21 protein-coding genes are annotated in these 17,976 nt (G+C 48.2%); 13 read left to right on the forward strand and 8 right to left on the reverse strand.

The window, feature by feature from the left end; translation table 11 throughout:
• From QUA34_RS28250 to QUA34_RS28265, 4 genes are all read right to left on the reverse strand, one after another.
• The coding region (locus tag QUA34_RS28250) for a DUF3987 domain-containing protein (RefSeq protein WP_333390563.1) at positions 1-3,492 on the reverse strand (3,492 nt) is incomplete at its 3' end.
• Between the two features lie 469 nt (positions 3,493-3,961).
• Positions 3,962-4,168: a CopG family transcriptional regulator gene (locus QUA34_RS28255; RefSeq protein ID WP_333390565.1), complete on the reverse strand. Its 207-nt coding sequence runs from the start codon at positions 4,166-4,168 to the stop codon at positions 3,962-3,964.
• Positions 4,169-4,622: 454 nt separating this feature from the next.
• The gene (locus tag QUA34_RS28260; protein ID WP_333390568.1) at positions 4,623-5,189 is read right to left on the reverse strand and encodes a hypothetical protein; all 567 of its coding nucleotides are present in this window, start codon (positions 5,187-5,189) and stop codon (positions 4,623-4,625) included.
• 35 nt (positions 5,190-5,224) lie between these two features.
• Positions 5,225-5,497, reverse strand: a complete 273-nt coding sequence (locus QUA34_RS28265; RefSeq protein WP_333390571.1) for a hypothetical protein — start codon at positions 5,495-5,497, stop codon at positions 5,225-5,227.
• 245 nt (positions 5,498-5,742) lie between these two features.
• On the opposite strand from QUA34_RS28265, the gene QUA34_RS28270 reads away from it, so the two are divergent.
• The 9 genes from QUA34_RS28270 to QUA34_RS28310 all read left to right on the forward strand — a co-directional run bounded on the left by QUA34_RS28270 (position 5,743) and on the right by QUA34_RS28310 (position 11,237).
• Entirely contained in the window at positions 5,743-6,726 is a 984-nt protein-coding gene (locus QUA34_RS28270; protein WP_333390573.1) for a ParM/StbA family protein, read from the forward strand.
• Positions 6,726-6,962, forward strand: coding sequence for a hypothetical protein (locus QUA34_RS28275; protein ID WP_333390576.1), 237 nt, complete (start codon positions 6,726-6,728; stop codon positions 6,960-6,962). The genes QUA34_RS28270 and QUA34_RS28275 overlap by 1 nt, the downstream gene beginning before the upstream one ends.
• 4 nt (positions 6,963-6,966) lie before the next feature.
• Positions 6,967-7,218, forward strand: coding sequence for a hypothetical protein (locus tag QUA34_RS28280; protein WP_333390579.1), 252 nt, complete (start codon positions 6,967-6,969; stop codon positions 7,216-7,218).
• A gap of 56 nt (positions 7,219-7,274) precedes the next feature.
• Entirely contained in the window at positions 7,275-7,574 is a 300-nt protein-coding gene (locus tag QUA34_RS28285; protein WP_333390582.1) for a hypothetical protein, read from the forward strand.
• Complete coding sequence (locus QUA34_RS28290; RefSeq protein ID WP_333390584.1) at positions 7,574-7,783, forward strand: hypothetical protein; 210 nt, start codon at positions 7,574-7,576, stop codon at positions 7,781-7,783. Before QUA34_RS28285 ends, QUA34_RS28290 begins: the two co-directional genes overlap by 1 nt.
• Positions 7,784-7,845: 62 nt before the next feature.
• Positions 7,846-8,517, forward strand: a complete 672-nt coding sequence (locus QUA34_RS28295) for a hypothetical protein (protein WP_333390586.1) — start codon at positions 7,846-7,848, stop codon at positions 8,515-8,517.
• Between the two features lie 39 nt (positions 8,518-8,556).
• A complete protein-coding gene (locus QUA34_RS28300; RefSeq protein WP_333390588.1) occupies positions 8,557-9,036 on the forward strand; it encodes a hypothetical protein in 480 nt (159 codons plus the stop codon).
• Positions 9,023-10,792: a hypothetical protein gene (locus QUA34_RS28305; RefSeq protein ID WP_333390591.1), complete on the forward strand. Its 1,770-nt coding sequence runs from the start codon at positions 9,023-9,025 to the stop codon at positions 10,790-10,792. Before QUA34_RS28300 ends, QUA34_RS28305 begins: the two co-directional genes overlap by 14 nt.
• Positions 10,782-11,237, forward strand: coding sequence for a hypothetical protein (locus QUA34_RS28310; RefSeq protein ID WP_333390593.1), 456 nt, complete (start codon positions 10,782-10,784; stop codon positions 11,235-11,237). The genes QUA34_RS28305 and QUA34_RS28310 overlap by 11 nt, the downstream gene beginning before the upstream one ends.
• Positions 11,238-11,445: 208 nt before the next feature.
• Here the strand turns inward: QUA34_RS28310 and QUA34_RS28315 are convergent, their stop codons facing one another.
• The 3 genes from QUA34_RS28315 to QUA34_RS28325 all read right to left on the reverse strand — a co-directional run bounded on the left by QUA34_RS28315 (position 11,446) and on the right by QUA34_RS28325 (position 13,674).
• The gene (locus QUA34_RS28315) at positions 11,446-12,582 is read right to left on the reverse strand and encodes a hypothetical protein (RefSeq protein WP_333390596.1); all 1,137 of its coding nucleotides are present in this window, start codon (positions 12,580-12,582) and stop codon (positions 11,446-11,448) included.
• A 319-nt stretch (positions 12,583-12,901) separates the two neighbouring features.
• A complete protein-coding gene (locus QUA34_RS28320; RefSeq protein WP_333390597.1) occupies positions 12,902-13,255 on the reverse strand; it encodes a hypothetical protein in 354 nt (117 codons plus the stop codon).
• 107 nt (positions 13,256-13,362) lie between these two features.
• Positions 13,363-13,674 (reverse strand): hypothetical protein, encoded by a 312-nt coding sequence (locus QUA34_RS28325; RefSeq protein WP_333390600.1) that lies wholly within the window; start codon positions 13,672-13,674, stop codon positions 13,363-13,365.
• Positions 13,675-13,918: 244 nt separating this feature from the next.
• On the opposite strand from QUA34_RS28325, the gene QUA34_RS28330 reads away from it, so the two are divergent.
• The 4 genes from QUA34_RS28330 (at position 13,919) to QUA34_RS28345 (ending at position 17,162) form a co-directional block, all read left to right on the forward strand.
• On the forward strand, positions 13,919-14,494 hold the full coding sequence (locus QUA34_RS28330; protein ID WP_333390603.1) for a hypothetical protein: 576 nt from the start codon (positions 13,919-13,921) through the stop codon (positions 14,492-14,494).
• A gap of 215 nt (positions 14,495-14,709) precedes the next feature.
• Positions 14,710-15,435 (forward strand): hypothetical protein, encoded by a 726-nt coding sequence (locus QUA34_RS28335; RefSeq protein WP_333390606.1) that lies wholly within the window; start codon positions 14,710-14,712, stop codon positions 15,433-15,435.
• Positions 15,436-15,514: 79 nt separating this feature from the next.
• Positions 15,515-16,528, forward strand: coding sequence for a tyrosine-type recombinase/integrase (locus tag QUA34_RS28340; protein WP_333390608.1), 1,014 nt, complete (start codon positions 15,515-15,517; stop codon positions 16,526-16,528).
• Between the two features lie 388 nt (positions 16,529-16,916).
• Positions 16,917-17,162: a hypothetical protein gene (locus QUA34_RS28345; protein WP_333390610.1), complete on the forward strand. Its 246-nt coding sequence runs from the start codon at positions 16,917-16,919 to the stop codon at positions 17,160-17,162.
• Between the two features lie 105 nt (positions 17,163-17,267).
• On the opposite strand, the gene QUA34_RS28350 is transcribed toward QUA34_RS28345, so the two are convergent.
• The gene (locus QUA34_RS28350; protein ID WP_333390612.1) at positions 17,268-17,579 is read right to left on the reverse strand and encodes a hypothetical protein; all 312 of its coding nucleotides are present in this window, start codon (positions 17,577-17,579) and stop codon (positions 17,268-17,270) included.
• Positions 17,580-17,976: the final 397 nt, after the last annotated feature.

The raw sequence follows: 17,976 nt of genomic DNA on the forward strand, positions 1-17,976 counted from the left end.
TATTTCCGATTCCGGGTTGTAGGCAAGTGCGATCGGTTCTATTGCTGGTGTCTCTGTCTCTGGTATTGGTTCCGGCGCGGGTTCTGCGGTTTCCGGCTCCTGTGAGTTATCGGGAAGTGCGATCGGCTCAGTCACAGTCGCTGGCTCTGAGCTGTTATCGGTTGGCTGTGCTGGCTCTACCTCTGCCTCTGGCTGTGGCTGCGACTGTTTACGATTGGCATTAGCTAAAATCCTGCAAGCTTCATTCTCTTCATCACTCAGAAGCTTTTTGATTGCTGCTTTTAGACGCCCTGTACTGTCTAATTTGATTGATTTTTTGGCAGCGTCCCTGACCGCTACCGCGTCATTTTCTGCGATCGCTTTCCGCAGTGCGGCAACCCCCTGGTTTACCAGTTCCGGTTCCGGTTCCGGTTCCGGCGGCGCGATTGGTTCCCCTGCATCTGTCACTACTGGGGGAGCTATTTTTTCGCTCTGGGGGAGGTCTTGAAGCATTGCTGTATGAGTGCTTGAGGCATCTGTCACTGTGGGGGAGTGGGGGAAGAGTGTTTTTTCATCCTTAAGGAATTCTGGTTGTTTCAGCCCTTGAATTTCCGAAGGTTGCAAAATGTAGTGACAGTTAGTGACATTTAGCTCAGAACCATTACTGTGTAAGGATTCTAAGTGGGGGAGGTTAGTTCCCCCAGTGTTCCCCCAGTCATCCTTAGAACCTTTACTATGTAAGGATTCCAAATGGGGGAGGTCAGCTTTTACATTAGTGACACTTGGTGCACTAATAACAAAGGAAGAAGTTTTGTTTGAGTCAACCACCGCCCCATAATTCATTAGAGCTAAATCCCGGAACCAGCTCTTTACCTGCTGTGCGTTTGGACGATTTTTGGAATCAAACGATTTTTGGCAGTCGCGAACTGTTAGCGTTCCCCCTTTGCGCTCTGCCAGCAAAATAATTTTTGTCAGGTTAGGGGCCAGGGCCGAGCGATCAGAAAATTCTGTGTAGAGCGATGCCACCTGATCGGCTGCAAACTTAACAAACTTCGCCGCCGCTTCAACTGCACTGCGGGGAATTTGATTTGTCACCTGTTGCCCGTTGAAGACACAGGTCAGAGCGTGAATCGTAGTTGCAAGTTTGCCAACTTTCTCAGGCATTTTTCCGAGGGCCCCTCTCAATCCTTGCTTTGGCTCATCAAATACCCGCCGTTTGTGACACGCCAGAGTAAAAGTCCGGTGATATTTTTTGGCCTCTCGGTCAAATTCAAAAAAGATAGCCGGCAAAGCATCAATTTTTTGATAAAGGTCGCTGAGCAGCGGTGTCAGGTCAAAGCGTCCGCTATCATCTTCTGGCAAGTTTGGCACTGCCAGTGGCTGAATCACAAAATCAAAGCGGGCAAATTTTCCGTTACTGTCGGAGCAATCTTTGAGTAGGCCGGCGAGCACGTCCGGTTGAATGGTTCCAAAAATGCTCAAACCTACAGCCTCGACACTGGCTCTCACTCCTGACGCTCTTAAAACCGTCGTTCCCGTACCGTTCCAAAAACTGAGCATATCTTCTTCATCGCTACCCTTGCCACCGCGATATTGATTCCCCGATTTCAACATTCCGGCAAGTTCATCACAGAAGTACATCATTGCCTGTTCGGGGAATTCTGCCTGTTGGTAAATGATGCCTTCCCCGGTGGTTTTATCAAACATATAAAGCCGTGGCCGTGGCGGTTTTGGGGCGGGGCCTCGATCGTCGTCTTTCTTGGCTTTGTTCCAATTGTTCAATTCAGTCTCGTAATCTATTTGCGCTTTCTGAAATTCTTTCTGTGCTCGTTCCCGCAAAACTCGCATCGGTCGATCGATGATTGCTTTAGGTATCGGAGTCTTTAGTTGGGATACCTCCGCAACGATGCCAGCATTGTAATTAGGTACGCAGCGCCAGTCAGTATCCCGCCGGAGCATCGTTTCTGTTCCGACCTTAAACAAACTCGATACTTGAGTAAGTAGCGCGGCGAGGTAGCACTCCGATCGCAAATTCAGCATCGCCGCCAGTTTCTCGATCGGTTGTGCCAAGCCTACGGGTAGCACTTCGCTCAATGCGATCGAGCTTTTGTGAGCATTTAGTAAATTTTCAATTTCTGTCGCTACATCGGGGCGATCGGATTCTTGCTCTATTTCTTGCTCGCGGTCGCGGTAAATTTTCCAGATATCCGCAGAACTGATGCGAAAGCTCAGAGCAAGTTCGGAGATTTTAAGCTGTAGCTGAGATTTACTAAAGTCCTCCTTTAGCAAATGCTCGATTGCTTCTCCTAATACGGAGCCAAGGGAAATCTCGAAATTTGGATGAGTGACAACATTATTTGTAGGATGTTGGAGTACGTTGTCAGGTTTTGGTTTTTGGTTGAATTTGCGATCGGGCATCTGAACGCCAACCTTACCAGCGAGCTCGCGCACAACCTCAGCAAACTCTTTTCCGGTCGGGCTACCAGAACCGCCATGCAGTTGATGGAGAAACTGCACCGGCCCGCCACCAGCGTCACACCCAAAACATTTAAAAAGCTTGGTGTCAGGGCTGACCGTGAAGCTGGGAGTCTTTTCCTCATGGAATGGGCATAAGCCTTTGAGGTTTTTACCAGAAGATTTGAGCGCTACCCAATTGCCGTAAAATTCCTCCGCATCCAGGCGTGGGAGAATTTCATTGTTCAGAATGTCAACCAAGCTTTTATCACCAGCATCTATATATGTTGGATTTTCGGGTTTCGGTTTTTGGGGGAGTTCGATCGTCGGCGCTTCCCGCATCAGTCCCAGAATAAAATCGGGGACTGATGCAGTCTCCCCCTCGTTTTTCCAGAGGTAAGATTTTTGGGTGTCTGGATGGATCGACGGTGGAAGCGTGGAACACTCATTCCATCGGAGTTCTAACTTCTGACACAATGCGCTGTTAGTGCAGCCGTAAATTTCAGCGAGTTTTTTTGCGATCGCCGGGGGAATCGGTGAAGTTGTGCCAGATTCCCATTCCTCAATATTTTCGATTGTGGTTCCGACTGTTTGAGCGGTCGCCTCAGTGCTCAATCCCAGTTCTATGCGATAAGCAGGATTGAGGATAAAGAATTTTGTCGCTGTTAGCCCTTCCCACTTTTCCTTTGGCACTTCCAGCAAAATTTGAAAATGCCCTTCCTTGCCAGAACTCCATTGCTTTGTCTTCGGATAGGAAGCGCCGCCACTGAGCGCGCAATATTTCTTGAGTGCTAGTGACCCGTCAAAGTCGATCGCCATAATGCCACCACTCAACGGGCCTGTCACGATACTCACCCCAGTCCACAAGGTTTTTTGGCCTTCGTGGTTAGTTTGCGATCGGATTGCTTCGATCAGTCGAGCGCGATCAAGTTTTTCTTTATTCCAGTTTGGCCACAGATTTTTCTTGTCTATGCAGGGAGTCAGCGCCCAGTCTTGCGGAAGTGTGGCAAGTGCTTTGAGCAACTCTGCGGTGCGGTCGGTGTTGAAATTGGCAACCATTACACCGCACCTCCAATCGCTTCAAAGGTACGTGCAGAGAATCCCCGGTTTGCTTGCGTATTTACAGGGAATTGTGGATTTATCGCTGCAAAGCTAACTCCAAATAATCCCCGGTTATGTTGCGTATTTAGAGGAGTTTGTGGTAGAATAGGCTGATAACAAGGCTTTGCAGGCTCTTGAAACTTATGAGTAGCTCTATGGATAGTGCTAGAATTCAGAATTTGCTCGATCGCACCGCTACAGATGGCGGGAAGGTTGCTACAGACATCTGGGGTACTATTAGAAGCCCCAAAAACAGCGCAATTTTTGGGCTTTATTCTTTTTTTGATGTATGGCATGATGGGATAACAATCGGCAATCTTCTTAGGATGCCGAGTTGGTAGTTTGCTAACTTTGTCGTGCAATCTTGGCGGAGAGACGACAAAAGTTAAATCGATTGTTTTAGATAATAAAAAGAAGTGCTGAAGCCTTATGCTGCCAGCACTTCTTCGTTTTGACATTGTATTTTAGCTTTCGATTCCATGTGCTTATCGAGTTGGTTCAGGTAAATCCAAAGTGCCTCTTCAGCAAAAGCCGATCGAGACACTCCAAAAGAGGCAGCATAGGTATCAAGTGCTTCTGTTAGATCGGGGGAAAGCGCGAAAGATATTCTGAGTTTTCTTGTCGTTGAAAGCATAAGCACCTTCTTAACTTTTGCTAGTTGTCGATTTTGCCTCAAATTCTTGAACCAGGCGATCGGAAAGTTTCTTGCTCGATCGAATGAACTCCCTTTAATGTAGCAGATAGCATTAAGAAGTTCGCAATCTTCAATAAAACTTATGGCAATTTACTACATAGGATAAATAAGATATACCAAGATAACCACGATATCTTGATATATCGTGATATATCTTATTCACTCTTGGGAGCAAAATTAGCAGGGAGTCAATCGAGTAACTAATCAACTAATCGACAAAGTGTTAGGCAAAGTGTAAGAAAAAGCTTGCCTGAAAATCCAGAAAAATCATTTTTCTAGGAATTCCTAGGATTTTTAGTCAAGTTTCCTTAAGTAAAATTTATTTTTCTTTGTTCCATGTCGCCTGTGCGACGGGCTAGGAGTGAAAAATCGGGACAGCATCGCCCGATCGCCCCTACTCCTCACCTGTCCCCGGAATTTTCCAAGGATCAATGCCGTTTTCTCTAAGCAAGCGTTCATAGTGGTCGCGTTCGATTCTGGCTTCATCGTCAACCCAGAATGCTTCTCTGATATCGCGCTCAAGCTCTTGAACTCGCTGACTAAGCAATTCGTTTCTTTCAGTCTCTGTGCGGGTAACGTTGAAAGCTTCATCAAAACGTCGTTCTAAAGTTTCAGCCATCAGGGCATCTACAAGAGCCAGAGCTTGCTTGTTTCCTCGGTGAGACTGCCACAGCCAATATTTTCTAACGACTGCTAACGGTAGCGCGTTAATCCTTGCTTGCCCTCTAAGTTGCTCTTCCGCTGGTTCTATCTCGGAAATCTGAGGCGTATAACCCTCACCTGCTAAAGCTTTGAATGCCTTAGAGCGTAAAAAATCTGAGATGTTCTGAACCTTTAAACCCACACATTCCGCCGCCTGTGTCTGGCTCATCCGATAACTGCCATCGGGTAACATGAACCCATCGACTGTCAGGGAGCCTATTTGCACTGAGGCCCGAACGGCTCTTACTGATTCGGTCACTAACTTCTACTCCTTTGCTAGACATCTGCTAGACATTAACTAGCTTCTTTACTTGCCCTACCCCGCTTACCTTTCGCTGCGGCTGGTTCCGCTGTTGGGGGCTGCGAGTCTGTGGGCTGCGGTTCGGATGGGCGATCGGAATTATCTTGCTTGTCTTTGAATTCAAAATACTCGCGTATCAAGTCTTCTAGACCTTGGCTGTTGTCTACGTCGCGCTCAAGGCAATGTATCCTAAATCGCTTGTATAAGTCTTTGGGTATATGTCCCCTAAGTGCGGCGTAACCTGAATCTGCTTTTTTTGCGGGCATAGTGACTAAATATATTTTTCGTAACTTCTCTCCATTATTTCACAAGGTTTGTAGCGGTCTTTTAGTTGCAACTTCGTTTTTATGTTAACTTGACACAGTTGCGACTTCTCGATTAATATAGCACTCATAGACGCAATAAAGCCAGTTCCGAGCGTAAAACGGTCACACGTACATTCCCGCAGGGTTGCTCAAAAATTGGCTCGAAAATCGTCTCAAACTCATACGCCACAAGGCAAAACCGAACCATGCAAACTGAATACAGACAAACCACGCTTGGCTCAATCCAGCCGCACCGCGCCGTCGTGCGTCCTGTGCTGGCAGTAGACCCCGGCAATCGTTTTACAAAGTGGATCGACGGTCAAACAGTCCGATCAATCCCGTCTTACGTGAAGGAATTATCCGACTGGGAAGAGGGCGGAAGCGACGGCCAGAGCTACGAAATCGAATTCTCTGGCCGCCGTTATTTAGTTGGTCGGCTAGCACAGTTGATGGGTGGCAGTCCGGCTTTCGAGTCTGGTAAAGCTGACTTGGCTCACCTGCTAATTCTCCCCGCGCTTGCCTCCGACAGCCCCCAGCGCATAGAAAGGCTGGTGATACCGACACCGGATTCTCGGAATCAGCAGACGATCGCCAAACTCAAAGAACTAGAAACGACGATCGAGTTCTCGGTCAACGGTCGCGACTGTTTGACCACAATCCGATCAGTATCTGCGGTTGATGAATGTCGCGGCGCTTATGACCTCGCACTGGGTCGGCAGATGTGGCGTTATCCCCAGAACCCCAACGGCATTCTTGATATTGGCGGTGGAACTGCAATTGCCCGACTGTTTGCACCCGGTGGCGCTTTGCTCCGGGATGCTGACATAGTTCTCCCAGGCACATCGCACCTTGCCCAAAGGTTAGCAGCGGCGATACTTCCCAAAGTTGGAACGACTGCGGACGCTGGCTCACTGATGGACTCGATCGCCGCCAACAACTTTATATATGGCAACACCGACATCGACTTTAGCCGCGAGTTTGTGACAGTACGCGACGGCTGGGTTAGTGACATTCGATCGAAACTCAAATCGAACTGGGCAAAGTATCTGCCTAGCTTAGGTGAGTTAGTTGTCATTGGTGGCAGTGCCAGCTTGCTGCAACCCATGTGTGAGGCATCAAAGGGTCGCTTCAAAGTTGCCCCAAGACCTCAATTCTTTAACCTCTACGGACTCAACAAGGAGCAAAACTAATGGCACAAACCCGCGCTGTCCTGCCTTCACGATTTGTACCTCTAGCTGATGAATTGCTTGCTGCCACTGGGGCAAGCGACTACAGCACCCTGATCGGAATTCTATTAAGCCGCTACGGTAAGCACCTCCTAAATACTTGGGAAATTGCCAATTGTCCGCAGGCTGCAGCAATTCAGCAGCCGATCGCCCCCGTGTCGATCGCACAACCAGAAACCTTTACACCAATGGAGTTTTAGTCCAATGCCACGAATCATTAACGGTCAATATTTTGAGGACGGCAAACCTGGAACCCGCATCATTAACACCGAGGGTGGGAACTACACCGAGAAGATTGAGGGAGATTTTATTCAGGGAAACGTTATCGGCTCTACTCCCAAGTCAGCTCCTCAGCGCAAAGATTTATCGAAAGATGGCGAGGCAATTGATGTCGAAGCGACTGAGGAAAAAGAAGAAAAGGGAGGGTTGGCTAAATTTTTGGATTTTTTCAAGTAAAGAGATCGATAACCAAAAGCTCACACCCCTAGAACCCTTACTGATGGAGCATTGCAATGATTACCGATGAAGACCTGACCCCGATCGACCTTTCCGATTTCTGGGAAGACGAAGACGCCGAGGCCCCAAAACCGACCGTGAGAAGTGGCGGTGTTGACCCCGACTACATCCAGCGCCATATCGATCGCATCCCTCACTATGGCGATGATTCCCGGTATCGGCTGGCCTCTCACTTAGATATGTTTGAAAATTTGAGTCCTGACGGTTTTCTGACACCGGAACAGCGGCAAGCTGTGGACAACTTCGCGATCGGCTGGGCGATCTCAACACTTCGAGTCTGGGGAGGGCAACATTGATGTTTAGCGAACGTGACGAATTTGCGATCGAGATGCCATTCCCCGAATGCCAGTATGTCGCCAATGGCCTCGACTTGCCGACAGCTTCCAAACTTGGCAACACCTACCGGGCCGGGAATTTCATAGGGGCGATCGGGGATGAAGCGGTCGATCGAATCAGTAACAGATTGAACCAAATGCAAGGCCGACGGACAACCCTCGAAAAGTAACCCGCCGGCCTCTAAACACTCCCCTGGCACGAGCTGGGGGATTCATCTAAGGAGATTTTATCATGATGCAAAAAATGCGAGTGGCCCAAACACCGGGGGCCGCAACGATAAAGCGCGAATTCGATTATGAATCCGGGCCCCTCACGCCGGAGATGGTGCACGCCAAAGGCAGGCAAGCAAAAATCTTGGAGCTACAGAAACAACTCCGAATAGCCTACAACCGCCACGATGCAAAAGCTCGGAGCAACGAAGTAGAAATCGAGCGGCTAACCCTGGAAGCTGTCGAGAGTGGCCTGACCGATGCTTTACAGATTAAGAAGTATGTCGCAAAAGCAATTGCAGCGGGTGCAAAGTACGACCAAAACATCATCAATCTAACCCAAAAATTGCAGCATGAATTGGGCTTAATTAAGGTCGAAGGAGCCAGCACCCAAACGCTGCAAAATGTTGATTTCCGTCAGCGCTTATTGCTCATTAAAGCGAACCATCAGGCAAAGGGACAGATACAACAGAATGGTTTCCAGCAGTCCCTCAAAGCAATTCAAGCCAGCCCGCAGCAAGCAATCGCTATGCAGGCGAAACGGGCAAACTTTAACAACTACATCAACGCCAAGGATTTTGACCCAATTCCTGCTGTGCCAAGCGGTTCGGCTGGTGGAAGTAATTCTGGCATGAACAACAACTCAAAAGGCTTGCTAGATGGGCTTTTAGGTTTCTTCTCTGGTCGCAACTAATACACGGTAGCAGCGGGTCAGAACGGCCCGCTTTTTTGTATGTACTCGCAAGAATTTGACGCTTCAGGATTTGGCTCAGACTTTGATTACTTAAATGCAGGAACTCCCGAACAATTCGAGCAACCGAATCAAGCTCAGACACCCGAAGTAACTGACATCGAACGATACTGGAAATTGACAGGAAATTTGGGCGAGTTCGGCGCTTATTTCAGTGGTGGATTAGCTGGAAGCCTTATCATTCGAGGGATTCCGGCGCTAATTCCTGCTGCTGTAATTCTCATCCCTGGAATTGGTATCGGGCTGGTAATATTCACTGCCTCCTCTAAAGGTTCCGCACAAGTCCGCTCACTGTTAATACTAATTGCCATCGCCACGGCGCTGATTGCAGGGAACTGGGATGCGTGGTTGGCTTGGATAATTGCCAATTCTCAAATGCTGATTTTTAGCGGTGCGTTAATCGTGATTACTTTCGGTTTTGTAGGTACTCAGATTTGGAGCAAATTGAATGTTAATAAGTAATATAAATCAGCCAATTGTTGCAGGTTTGCTAGGAGTAAGCTTTGCCGGAATTGTGGGCGCGACTGCCTTGCCGTTCAATGACAGAATTGAATACAGAATCGGCAACAGAATCGAATCGCAGCCAGCTTGGTTAGTTCCCCCTAAAGCTGAATTCAGAAGTCTTGAGCGGGGGTACGGGGGGATTAAAATCTTGCTTGCTCTGCTGGCTACCGGGGGCATGACGATAGCGATGCTAATTGCCCGAAGCGAGGGCAAAAAAGAACCCATGAGACAACGAATTCTAGGGTATCAACAGAAGGCTCAAGAATTTAATTATGCTGCTGAATCTGCCTATCAGATGAGTACAACTGCTACCCGATACAAGAAGCTTGCAGAAGCAGATGAACGAGCTTTTGAGGATGAACTCGAAACAGCCTACTGCGAATCTTTAGGCATCAGCCCACAAGAGCAGCAAGCCCTACTCACTGGCACAGCGACGCTGGAATCGGTAGCCAACCCATCGGACAAGGTAGAGGCTTCAACAGCGCCAACAATTAAGCCAGCAATCGAGCCGAATTCTAACCTTGAATTAGCCAGACAAACAGCCCGTAAAGTCCTGAATTCTTTAGCAGGCATTAATACCTCAATCTTTCTGGCTGGCCCTACTCGCACTGGGAAAACCCGCACTCTGCATAAATGGCTACGAGACACAAAAACGCGCTTTCCAGAGGCAGATATTTACGTTATCGCCCAGAAACACGAAGATTTTCCGGGCGTTCCGAGAGACAGAATTATGATATTTGACCCACTGTTTCCAGAGGAGTCAATGAAGTTTTTGGATGATGTTTACGAGAAGTTATTGGTCAGGAAGTCAAAGCCAGCAACCGAGGAAACATACCGCAATCAACCTATTAAACTAATCCTTGAAGATTGGTTCGCAACTCACCAGTGTTTAGTTCAAAAAAGGAATGCTGCTATTTGGGAAGACAAGGCTGCCAAACTGGGAAGTGTCGCCACAGTTGGGGGTCAGTATAACGTGGGGTATTTCATTTGTACCCAAACTTTTAACCTTGCATCAAGTGGCGTTGCTGATTCCAATATCCGGCTTAATTTAGCGCTAATAGCTCAAGGTTTGGTACGCACTACGAGCAATGATGAGGAGCAAGGCTCTTACGGAGTAATCGAGCAATTGCTAAACAATCAAAGGGTGATTGCCAGCAAGGAAGCACGGGACACGCTGACAGCAGACTTGAAGCGATTGATTCCCATTTCGATGGCTGAGCAAACGCCGATTGTTCTCTCCACGATTGGCAATCCCGTATTAGGTTTGATGCCCCAAATTGACGTGCATGAACCCTCCATTAATGAGGTTTCCGACACTCAAATAAGCACTCCTAACAATTCATCTGGGAAGGATGACACCCTACCACAGCCAGATACAGGAAACCTCTCAAACCCTTACGGGAAGGCGACGGCGGGGTTGCCAGACACGGAAACTACCTCCGATGCGGAAGCCCTGGAACAGAGCTTAAACGGCTTTCTAGCTGAAGTGCTAGCCGAGAACCTTCCACCTGTATTCGCTGATGATTTTCCACTCAAAACCCATGAACGGCGGGTGCAATTAGCCAAACTTGTAATTGCTCGAAACTTGGGAAAACAGAAAACAATTTTCTTACTGTGGGGCGTGACTGATGGCGGCAGAAATCACCAGCGATATGTAGACGCTAGAGAGATGCTAGAACGGCTGATAAAAGGGGAGGAAGGCAATGCAAACTAAGGCAACTGGTACTTACCTAATCTCAGTACACCCTCGCTGGGCCTCTACCTTCTTCCTCAGCCAGAATCCCAAGTCGATCGAACTCCGAAAAGGTAGCTTTGGAGCATCCCTAAAACCAAGCGATAGTATTGCAATTTATGCCACGATGCCGACTGGTAAACTGCTAGGAATTGTCCGGGTTTTGAAGCGTGAGATACTACCGCTCGATCGACTGTGGCAGGCATCGCAGCAAGGCAAACTGGCAAGGGTATCGCGACAACAATTTGATGCTTACTATGCCAATCAGCCGTCGGGTGTTGGTGTTTGGGTTAGTGCCGCCGAACTCTTCCCCAGTCCGATCGCCCTTTCCAACCTTCGCCAGAACTGGGGGCGGCGCTGGCAGCCACCGCAGCAGATTCAGCAATTAACCTCTGAGCAACTGCGGGTACTGAACGTCGCACACTGAACGTCGCCAACACAACCGAACGCTACCTTGTCACAGATGAACCGAGCCGGACTGTGTTATTGGTGATTTGACAACAACAAACGAACACTAGCTCGATTTAAAAAGAAGCCTCCGGGAATCTCCGGGGGCTTCTTTTTTTGAATGTGTCGCCGCTGCTGAAACGACAAACCTATTGTACCGATCGCTACGTTGTTGTGGATGATTTTGCTTAATTTAAGTCTGACAATTTAATTGCCTCTACACTACTAAAACCTTGTGTTTTTTTGAATTTCATTCGATGAACAAAATTACTCATTGAATCTGATGGATCGAGAGATGAAAATTTTAATGTTTCAAGGGTACTTTTAGGAATTGCAACTGAAACAACAATTTTTTCCTCCGAATTACCAGTCTGGGTATTCAAAAATTTACCTACAGCAGTAACTATTACTAATTCAATGGGTAATAAAGCAAAGAGTTCTCTAGCAGTCCGCAATACGCAGCCACACACATAATCCTGATAAATTTCATAAAACTGCTGTTTCGGCATTTTCTTTTCCGAAAGTTGACCGTTTTTTAACAAACTTTTAATTTTTGATGGTATTACATTTTCACTATTAACTTGAATTCTAACCTCTATCGTTGATTTATCAGGTACTTTGAATTCAAAAGACGAACCTAAATCACAAATATCTTCAAAAGGATCTATATGTTTAATTGCCTCTAAATAAGCCTCAGAAGAACCTGTACTTATTTTTTCGGCAATGTCAATAGTTGCTGTCCAATCCTGGTAGTCTTCAGTATATGTTTGAATTTCAATCTGATATTCTATTTCATCAATTTCTTTAGCTCGCTCTAATGCCTGCTGCAAAGAATTTCGCTTAGAGTCTACTCGTCTGAATAATTTATCACACAAGCTGGGCTTAAACTCATTTAACTTAGTTTGAGCGTCTTTTTGATATGTGTTTAGTCTTTGAGGCTGAGTAGGTGGGGGAGATAATTTAATTGTTTCCCAGTCCCATATATCACCACATTCCTTATGGATAGAAAGCAGGCAGTCAATGCGGTTTTTATAAACTTTGACTTTGTATTGAACACGTTCCAGCTCTTGCATTTTCGCAGCTTCTTTCTGTTGACTTGCAAGTTCGCGCCTAGCACGTTCAGCTTCACGCACGCTACGAGCTAAATCCGCTTCTTTTCGACGGTTATCCGTCTCTTTTCGACGTTTATCAGCCTCAATACGTCTACGCGCAGCAGCATAACGACGAATAGCAGCCGCAGTTTCCCTCTCATTTTTCAATCTAAGACGAGCTTGGTAGTCTGTCTCAAAAAAAGTTTGTCCTTTATATCTTCGTAGAGCTGCCATATACAAACTATACTCCAGCTAACATTTTTTATCGAAGTTTTTTGTGCCTGACTGATCCACAAGGAATTGGGAAGTTTTCTGCACGACATATTGATACAGCATAACAGGCACTGGAAGCCAGAAAGCTGCCAAAAAAAAAGTAAATTATTGTCTCGACTTGTGGGTCACGAAGAAAGCCGATCGCCCAAGCTCCAGAGCCGCTATACCGCGGTAATTGGGGCAAAGACTCATTGCCAATTACCAATTACTAATTACCCTTTATAAAAAAGCCCTCCGACCTTATGCCGGAGGGTTTTTGTTTGAGGGACGATCGGCCGCACTAACCCTCCTTTGCTTCCAGAAATTTCCTCAGCGCGGGTATTATTCGCTTCGGCCACTTTGTGTCTGGGGGGAGCGATTCTTTAAGAAAGTTCACAATTTCCCCTACTTGCTCCGGTAGGTCGATCGAGCTTCCTTCACGGTGCAGTTCTGCCGCAGTTTCCAGCTCATTCAGTCGATTTTGCTTTTCTGCCAGCCGTCGGGACTGCGATTCATCCCGATATTCCAGGGCTGCGATTTTTTCTTCGAGCTTCTGCCGCTCTTCCCTGCTTTTGATGCAGAGTTGGCGATTGCGCTCCTTGAGGCTCTCAATCTCTGCGTAGAGCTGATGTTGTGGCTGTAAATTGGTCTGCACTGCTGCCAATTGCGATCGGAGTTCGTCTCGATCGTGCGTAACTTCTTCTAATTGCTCTTGAGTTTGTTTGAGTTGCAGCCTGAGCGGTTCGTCATCGGGGCGATCGCTCAGGCTGCGGACTCCCCCAAGATTTCAGCCTTTAATTCTGCTTTGAGTTCTGCCATACGCTGTTCCAAGCTGTCTAACAACTCTTGTCTTACGTCAGACGGCTGTTGTCTGGCTTCTGTGGCTGCGGGTGCGGGTAAGACGATCGAGCCATCATTTAGCGCTGCGATGCCCGCCCGCATAATGTCCATCAGGGCCTTAGAGCGATCGCACCCGTGGTTATTATTTGCCGCCGGATAACGCTCTTTCCCTAAATTGTCGATCGCCTCCAACACTTCATCGGGACAGCGAAAAGTTAGTGATGTCGAAGCCATTGTCTTACCTCGGTCATATATGTATGACGCTATTGTATAACACCCGTCGCCGTTTGTATGACATATAAGCAGAATCTGTCATACGCTTATTTGTCATACACCATGCTTATGTCTAACAAATTAGTCTTACAAACGCTTGACAAGTGTCTAACGTTTTGTCAGTATGTAAGACATAAGGGTAAGACACCTCAAACAAACCCATACACGGCAACCACTACAGCCACATCACACCACAGGAAAAACCATGCAATTACTCGCCGCCAAATTCAACCAAATCGCTACAGCAATCGAAACGACTAACGCCCAGATTGCAGCCCTACAAGCCAAGCTCAGCGAACTCCAAGAACATCAACAGCAGCTCCTATCAGTCGAGCAAGCTTGCCAGTCCGCACTTGCCCAAGTCGGAACAGCGCTGAGTATGCTCAATCATGTAGATCCCGCCGAAATTGGCACGTTTAAGGCGGCGGTTGAGGCACAGTTCGGGACTGACGCGATCGCCTTTCTAGAATCTGCTACCCCCACACCAGCAGAAACAGTCGAGCCGGAACCAGTCGAACCAACAGCACCGGAATCACCGGCCGCGCCAGATGTTGAGCCAGCAATTGATGTCGAAGCCACAGATACCACAGACACGCCGATCGTCCCGACACCGACAACAACAGCAGCCGACATCGAGGGACTGCTTAATAAAATGACTATCCAGAATATCCGCAAGCTGGCCTCCGCCAAGAAAGTTAGCGGAAATGGTACACGAGCGGCAATCGCCGGGAGACTCAAGGCGATCGTCACACAGGCTGATATCTGGAATGCGACGGCATAACCCAGACAGGGTGTAAGACCATAACCTCACACGGTCTTACACTTGCCTTAAATCAGTCTTACTTATGTCTAACAAATTGTCTTACTACTATTGACAAGAGTCTTACACTTTGCCATACTGTAAGACATCAAGGTAAGACAAGCTTACCCACAAACAAACCACCGCCCAAAGTTTACGAGGCCTAGAGCGGTGGATTAGCCCCAAGAAGGACTGCCATGATTTTAACCGAAACTACCCCAACAACGACGATCGACACTTCCGCCCCCGCATCCTTTACCTGTTCCCAGTGTCCTTTTGCCAGACTGATTGAGGATAATCGCTACTGTTGCCAAGTTTCGCAGACTGCCAGCGACGTAAAGCGCGGCCACTGGGAAGCGACAGTATCTTGCTTTGAAGCGCTAGCCAAGGCAGAAGCCGAAAAAGCTGCTGAACCTGCCGCCGAAGTAGTCGAAGCGCCGATCGCACAAACAGCAACACCCGCAGTCACCCGCGCACCTTCAAAACCCGCAGCAGCAAGCCACACAGTCACTACAGCAGCACCCGTCCCCGCACCCGCAGCCATCGGCGAAAATGACGAACCCCCAAACCGGGGAGATAACGGACGCGGGCGGGTGCAGCCGATCGCACCTAAAAAACTCAACCTCTCGCTAGTCGCGGTCAAACGGATCACCTCTGATATTCCTGCCTCGAACTTCGATCAGTTTGAGCTTGAGATTTTAGGGGAACTCAGTTTGGCGATCGGTGGTTTTGTGATTCCCCCGGTGCTGGTGCGAAACAGTAGCGGGTACAAGGTTATCAGCGGCCATCTTCAATATCACGCCGCAGTTCTGGCCCGCCAGCTAAATCCGAGAGCGGGTGAGACAATACCGGCGATCGTCCTTGAAACGGAAAATCAAACGACAGCCTCAGCAATGCTTAAGATGCTGAAGTTCGCGGCCTAGATTTGTAGCCCCGCCTTAAACGGACGGGGCCCCTTTTTGTCCTAGTGTTATCGGAAAGAGCGATTATCAATACCGTAAAATGTTAAAAACTGAAACTTCGATCGTCACTCTCAACGCTTCCCTTGATGCCAAAATTGAGAAACACTTTGCCCCACTACTGGACGAAGACCCCGACGTGCTCAAGCAACTTCTGGCAGACAAACGATCGCCCAATACCAAGCGGGCTTATGAGAAAGATGTCAACGACTTTTTTCAAACGATGACGGGGAAGCCGCCCAGCCCCGAAAGTGTTTTGGAGTTCCTACACCTCGAATCACGACAGGCGATGACGGTGGTGCTCAAGTACAAGGCGTTGCTGGTCAACGGGGACGGCAAGAAGGCTGCACTTTCTGAAGCGACTGTTAATAGGCGGCTGGCTGCCATCAAGTCTCTGGTCGGGATGGGGCGGAAGCTGGGAGTCTGCGATTTTACGCTAGAGGACATTAAGGGAGAGAAGGTCACAAAGTATCGCGATACGTCCGGTATTGATGCGGCGACTTTTACCCAAATTTTGCAGCAGTGCGATCGGGCAACACTGGCGGGCAAGCGTGACTATGCTTTGCTCCGGCTGTTGTGGGGTAATGCTTTGCGACGCAACGAGGTTAGCCAGCTCAATCTTGCCGACTTCGATCGGGCACAGGGAACACTGCGGATTCTAGGCAAAGGACGCGGGACGCAAGCGGAAACAATAGAGGTAGGGGCGGTGACGGTGGCGGCTATCGGCGACTGGCTGGAAGCTAAGGGCGGCAGTAACTCACCAGGGGTTCCGCTGTTTACATCGCTGGATTTTGCCAGCGCGGGCCACAGACTGACAGGCGACGGTATCCGCAAGATTGTAGTGCGGCACTGCGAAAAAGCGGGCATCACTAAGCAGATGAGTCCGCACCGCATCCGCCACAGCGCAATTACTGCCGCACTGGACGCAACTGACGGGAATGTGCGGAAGGTGCAGAAATTAAGCCGCCATAAAAAGCTCGACACGCTGATGATTTATGACGACAATCGCAGCCGCGACCAGGGCGATATTACTGAGCTTTTAGATAATCTGATTTAATCGCTGCACAGTTTGTAGGGGCAAGCTACATCTCTCAGGAAATTAGGAAGCTACCGCCCCTTAAAACGGGGCTTTACTCGCACAAAACTTTACAGCCATCTCTTGACAAGGTGGCTGGAAAAGAGCGATCGTAAGTTTAAGGAAGATTTGATATGCGCGGCCAGCGCAGTGCTTCAACACCGAGCTAGCTACGAACTTCCCCAAATCGTTATCTAACAACGTTTGGAGCCTAATCATTATGCCACATTCAGCCGATTGTCCGGAAGGGAGATCGCAATTGTTTACGTTCGCTCGGCGCGACTTCCTGCAGAAAGCAGCGTCCGTCGCTTTGCCGTTCCTTGTTTCACGCTCTCAGCCTCGCTCTCTTTATCCCTCCCCAGAGTTCAAGATGGGTGACTTGGTAGCTTATGACTGGGAGCCAGATGATGACGATGCTCCAGAGTCTGCTACTGATTTTGGCGAAATTCTAGGTATGCGCTGGGTTCCCGAACCTGATGGACATTGTTTAGCCGCCAACACTTGGGTTTATTTCGTCAGATGGACTCACAGCACTTGCCCCGATATTCTTCCTGAACCCTTTTATGATGGTGAGCCGACTTTGGCTTCTGACTTGAGGCTTGTCAAATATGGCTGAGCCGATGCGGTCGCGCCGCCAATAAATGCAGTTAATACAGTCGGCGCACCTGCTGCAACACTGTATTAACTGTATTAATTGCGATCGGCGTGACGGGCAATTTCATCAGCCCACAAATCGGTAATTCTGGCGTAGCTCATCCTCTGGAACGTTTACGGGCATTAGATTTCGGCGAGAATCTTTGATCCGGACGTGCCGAGAATATCCGATCGGCGCCGAAAGCACTTCAAATTCTTTGCCGCTCTTTTTTTCCATTACCCGCAGCCCCGGTACAATTTCAATCTTCTGCTGTGCATAGATATCGGCGATCGCCAAATCTTGCCGATCGCCCACAGCCGCAATGATAAATTCCTGGCCCGCTACGGTGATCATGGTGGCTGGCAAATTCTTGCCCCGGAAATTAATAAATTCTTCCATTGGTTTTGTGCGGATTTTACCTCAATTGTACCACAAATAAGCGCTAAAAGCTATACAGCGTAAAGGTTTCTGCTGTTTTGCTTGGGTATCAAAAAATATTAGAAAATATTAGAAAATATCCGATCGCGGTACGGCGGGAGATCGGGGGCATGAGTAAAGCAAAGTAAAGTTCACTTAAGTAAAAAGTGGGGCAAAGTTAATTAAACGAAAGTAAACGAAAGTAAAAGTTAAGTAAACTAAAGTTCACTTAAATAAAGTTAAGTAAATTCTGCATAAATCTACATAATCCGCATCGGTAATATGTAAATTTATGCAAAAAATATGTACGAGCGATCGTACCCAAAAGCCGATCGAACTCCCCAAAATCCCCCGCCCCGCCGACAACCGCCACAACATC

This window comes from Microcoleus sp. POL10_C6 (assembly GCF_036701585.1).
In the GTDB taxonomy this organism is placed as follows: domain Bacteria; phylum Cyanobacteriota; class Cyanobacteriia; order Cyanobacteriales; family Microcoleaceae; genus Microcoleus.

What these genes read in the sequence shown, in the direction of transcription:
- QUA34_RS28325 (WP_333390600.1), bottom strand. Translation starts at nt 13,674, where the DNA reads ATGGCTTCGACATCACTAACTTTTCGCTGTCCCGATGAAGTGTTGGAG.
- QUA34_RS28340 (WP_333390608.1), top strand. Translation starts at nt 15,515, where the DNA reads ATGTTAAAAACTGAAACTTCGATCGTCACTCTCAACGCTTCCCTTGAT.
- QUA34_RS28275 (WP_333390576.1), top strand. Translation starts at nt 6,726, where the DNA reads ATGGCACAAACCCGCGCTGTCCTGCCTTCACGATTTGTACCTCTAGCT.
- QUA34_RS28290 (WP_333390584.1), top strand. Translation starts at nt 7,574, where the DNA reads ATGTTTAGCGAACGTGACGAATTTGCGATCGAGATGCCATTCCCCGAA.
- QUA34_RS28255 (WP_333390565.1), bottom strand. Translation starts at nt 4,168, where the DNA reads ATGCTTTCAACGACAAGAAAACTCAGAATATCTTTCGCGCTTTCCCCC.
- QUA34_RS28310 (WP_333390593.1), top strand. Translation starts at nt 10,782, where the DNA reads ATGCAAACTAAGGCAACTGGTACTTACCTAATCTCAGTACACCCTCGC.
- QUA34_RS28270 (WP_333390573.1), top strand. Translation starts at nt 5,743, where the DNA reads ATGCAAACTGAATACAGACAAACCACGCTTGGCTCAATCCAGCCGCAC.
- QUA34_RS28265 (WP_333390571.1), bottom strand. Translation starts at nt 5,497, where the DNA reads ATGCCCGCAAAAAAAGCAGATTCAGGTTACGCCGCACTTAGGGGACAT.
- QUA34_RS28285 (WP_333390582.1), top strand. Translation starts at nt 7,275, where the DNA reads ATGATTACCGATGAAGACCTGACCCCGATCGACCTTTCCGATTTCTGG.
- QUA34_RS28280 (WP_333390579.1), top strand. Translation starts at nt 6,967, where the DNA reads ATGCCACGAATCATTAACGGTCAATATTTTGAGGACGGCAAACCTGGA.
- QUA34_RS28335 (WP_333390606.1), top strand. Translation starts at nt 14,710, where the DNA reads ATGATTTTAACCGAAACTACCCCAACAACGACGATCGACACTTCCGCC.
- QUA34_RS28295 (WP_333390586.1), top strand. Translation starts at nt 7,846, where the DNA reads ATGATGCAAAAAATGCGAGTGGCCCAAACACCGGGGGCCGCAACGATA.
- QUA34_RS28305 (WP_333390591.1), top strand. Translation starts at nt 9,023, where the DNA reads ATGTTAATAAGTAATATAAATCAGCCAATTGTTGCAGGTTTGCTAGGA.
- QUA34_RS28345 (WP_333390610.1), top strand. Translation starts at nt 16,917, where the DNA reads ATGGGTGACTTGGTAGCTTATGACTGGGAGCCAGATGATGACGATGCT.
- QUA34_RS28300 (WP_333390588.1), top strand. Translation starts at nt 8,557, where the DNA reads ATGTACTCGCAAGAATTTGACGCTTCAGGATTTGGCTCAGACTTTGAT.
- QUA34_RS28330 (WP_333390603.1), top strand. Translation starts at nt 13,919, where the DNA reads ATGCAATTACTCGCCGCCAAATTCAACCAAATCGCTACAGCAATCGAA.
- QUA34_RS28350 (WP_333390612.1), bottom strand. Translation starts at nt 17,579, where the DNA reads ATGGAAGAATTTATTAATTTCCGGGGCAAGAATTTGCCAGCCACCATG.
- QUA34_RS28315 (WP_333390596.1), bottom strand. Translation starts at nt 12,582, where the DNA reads ATGGCAGCTCTACGAAGATATAAAGGACAAACTTTTTTTGAGACAGAC.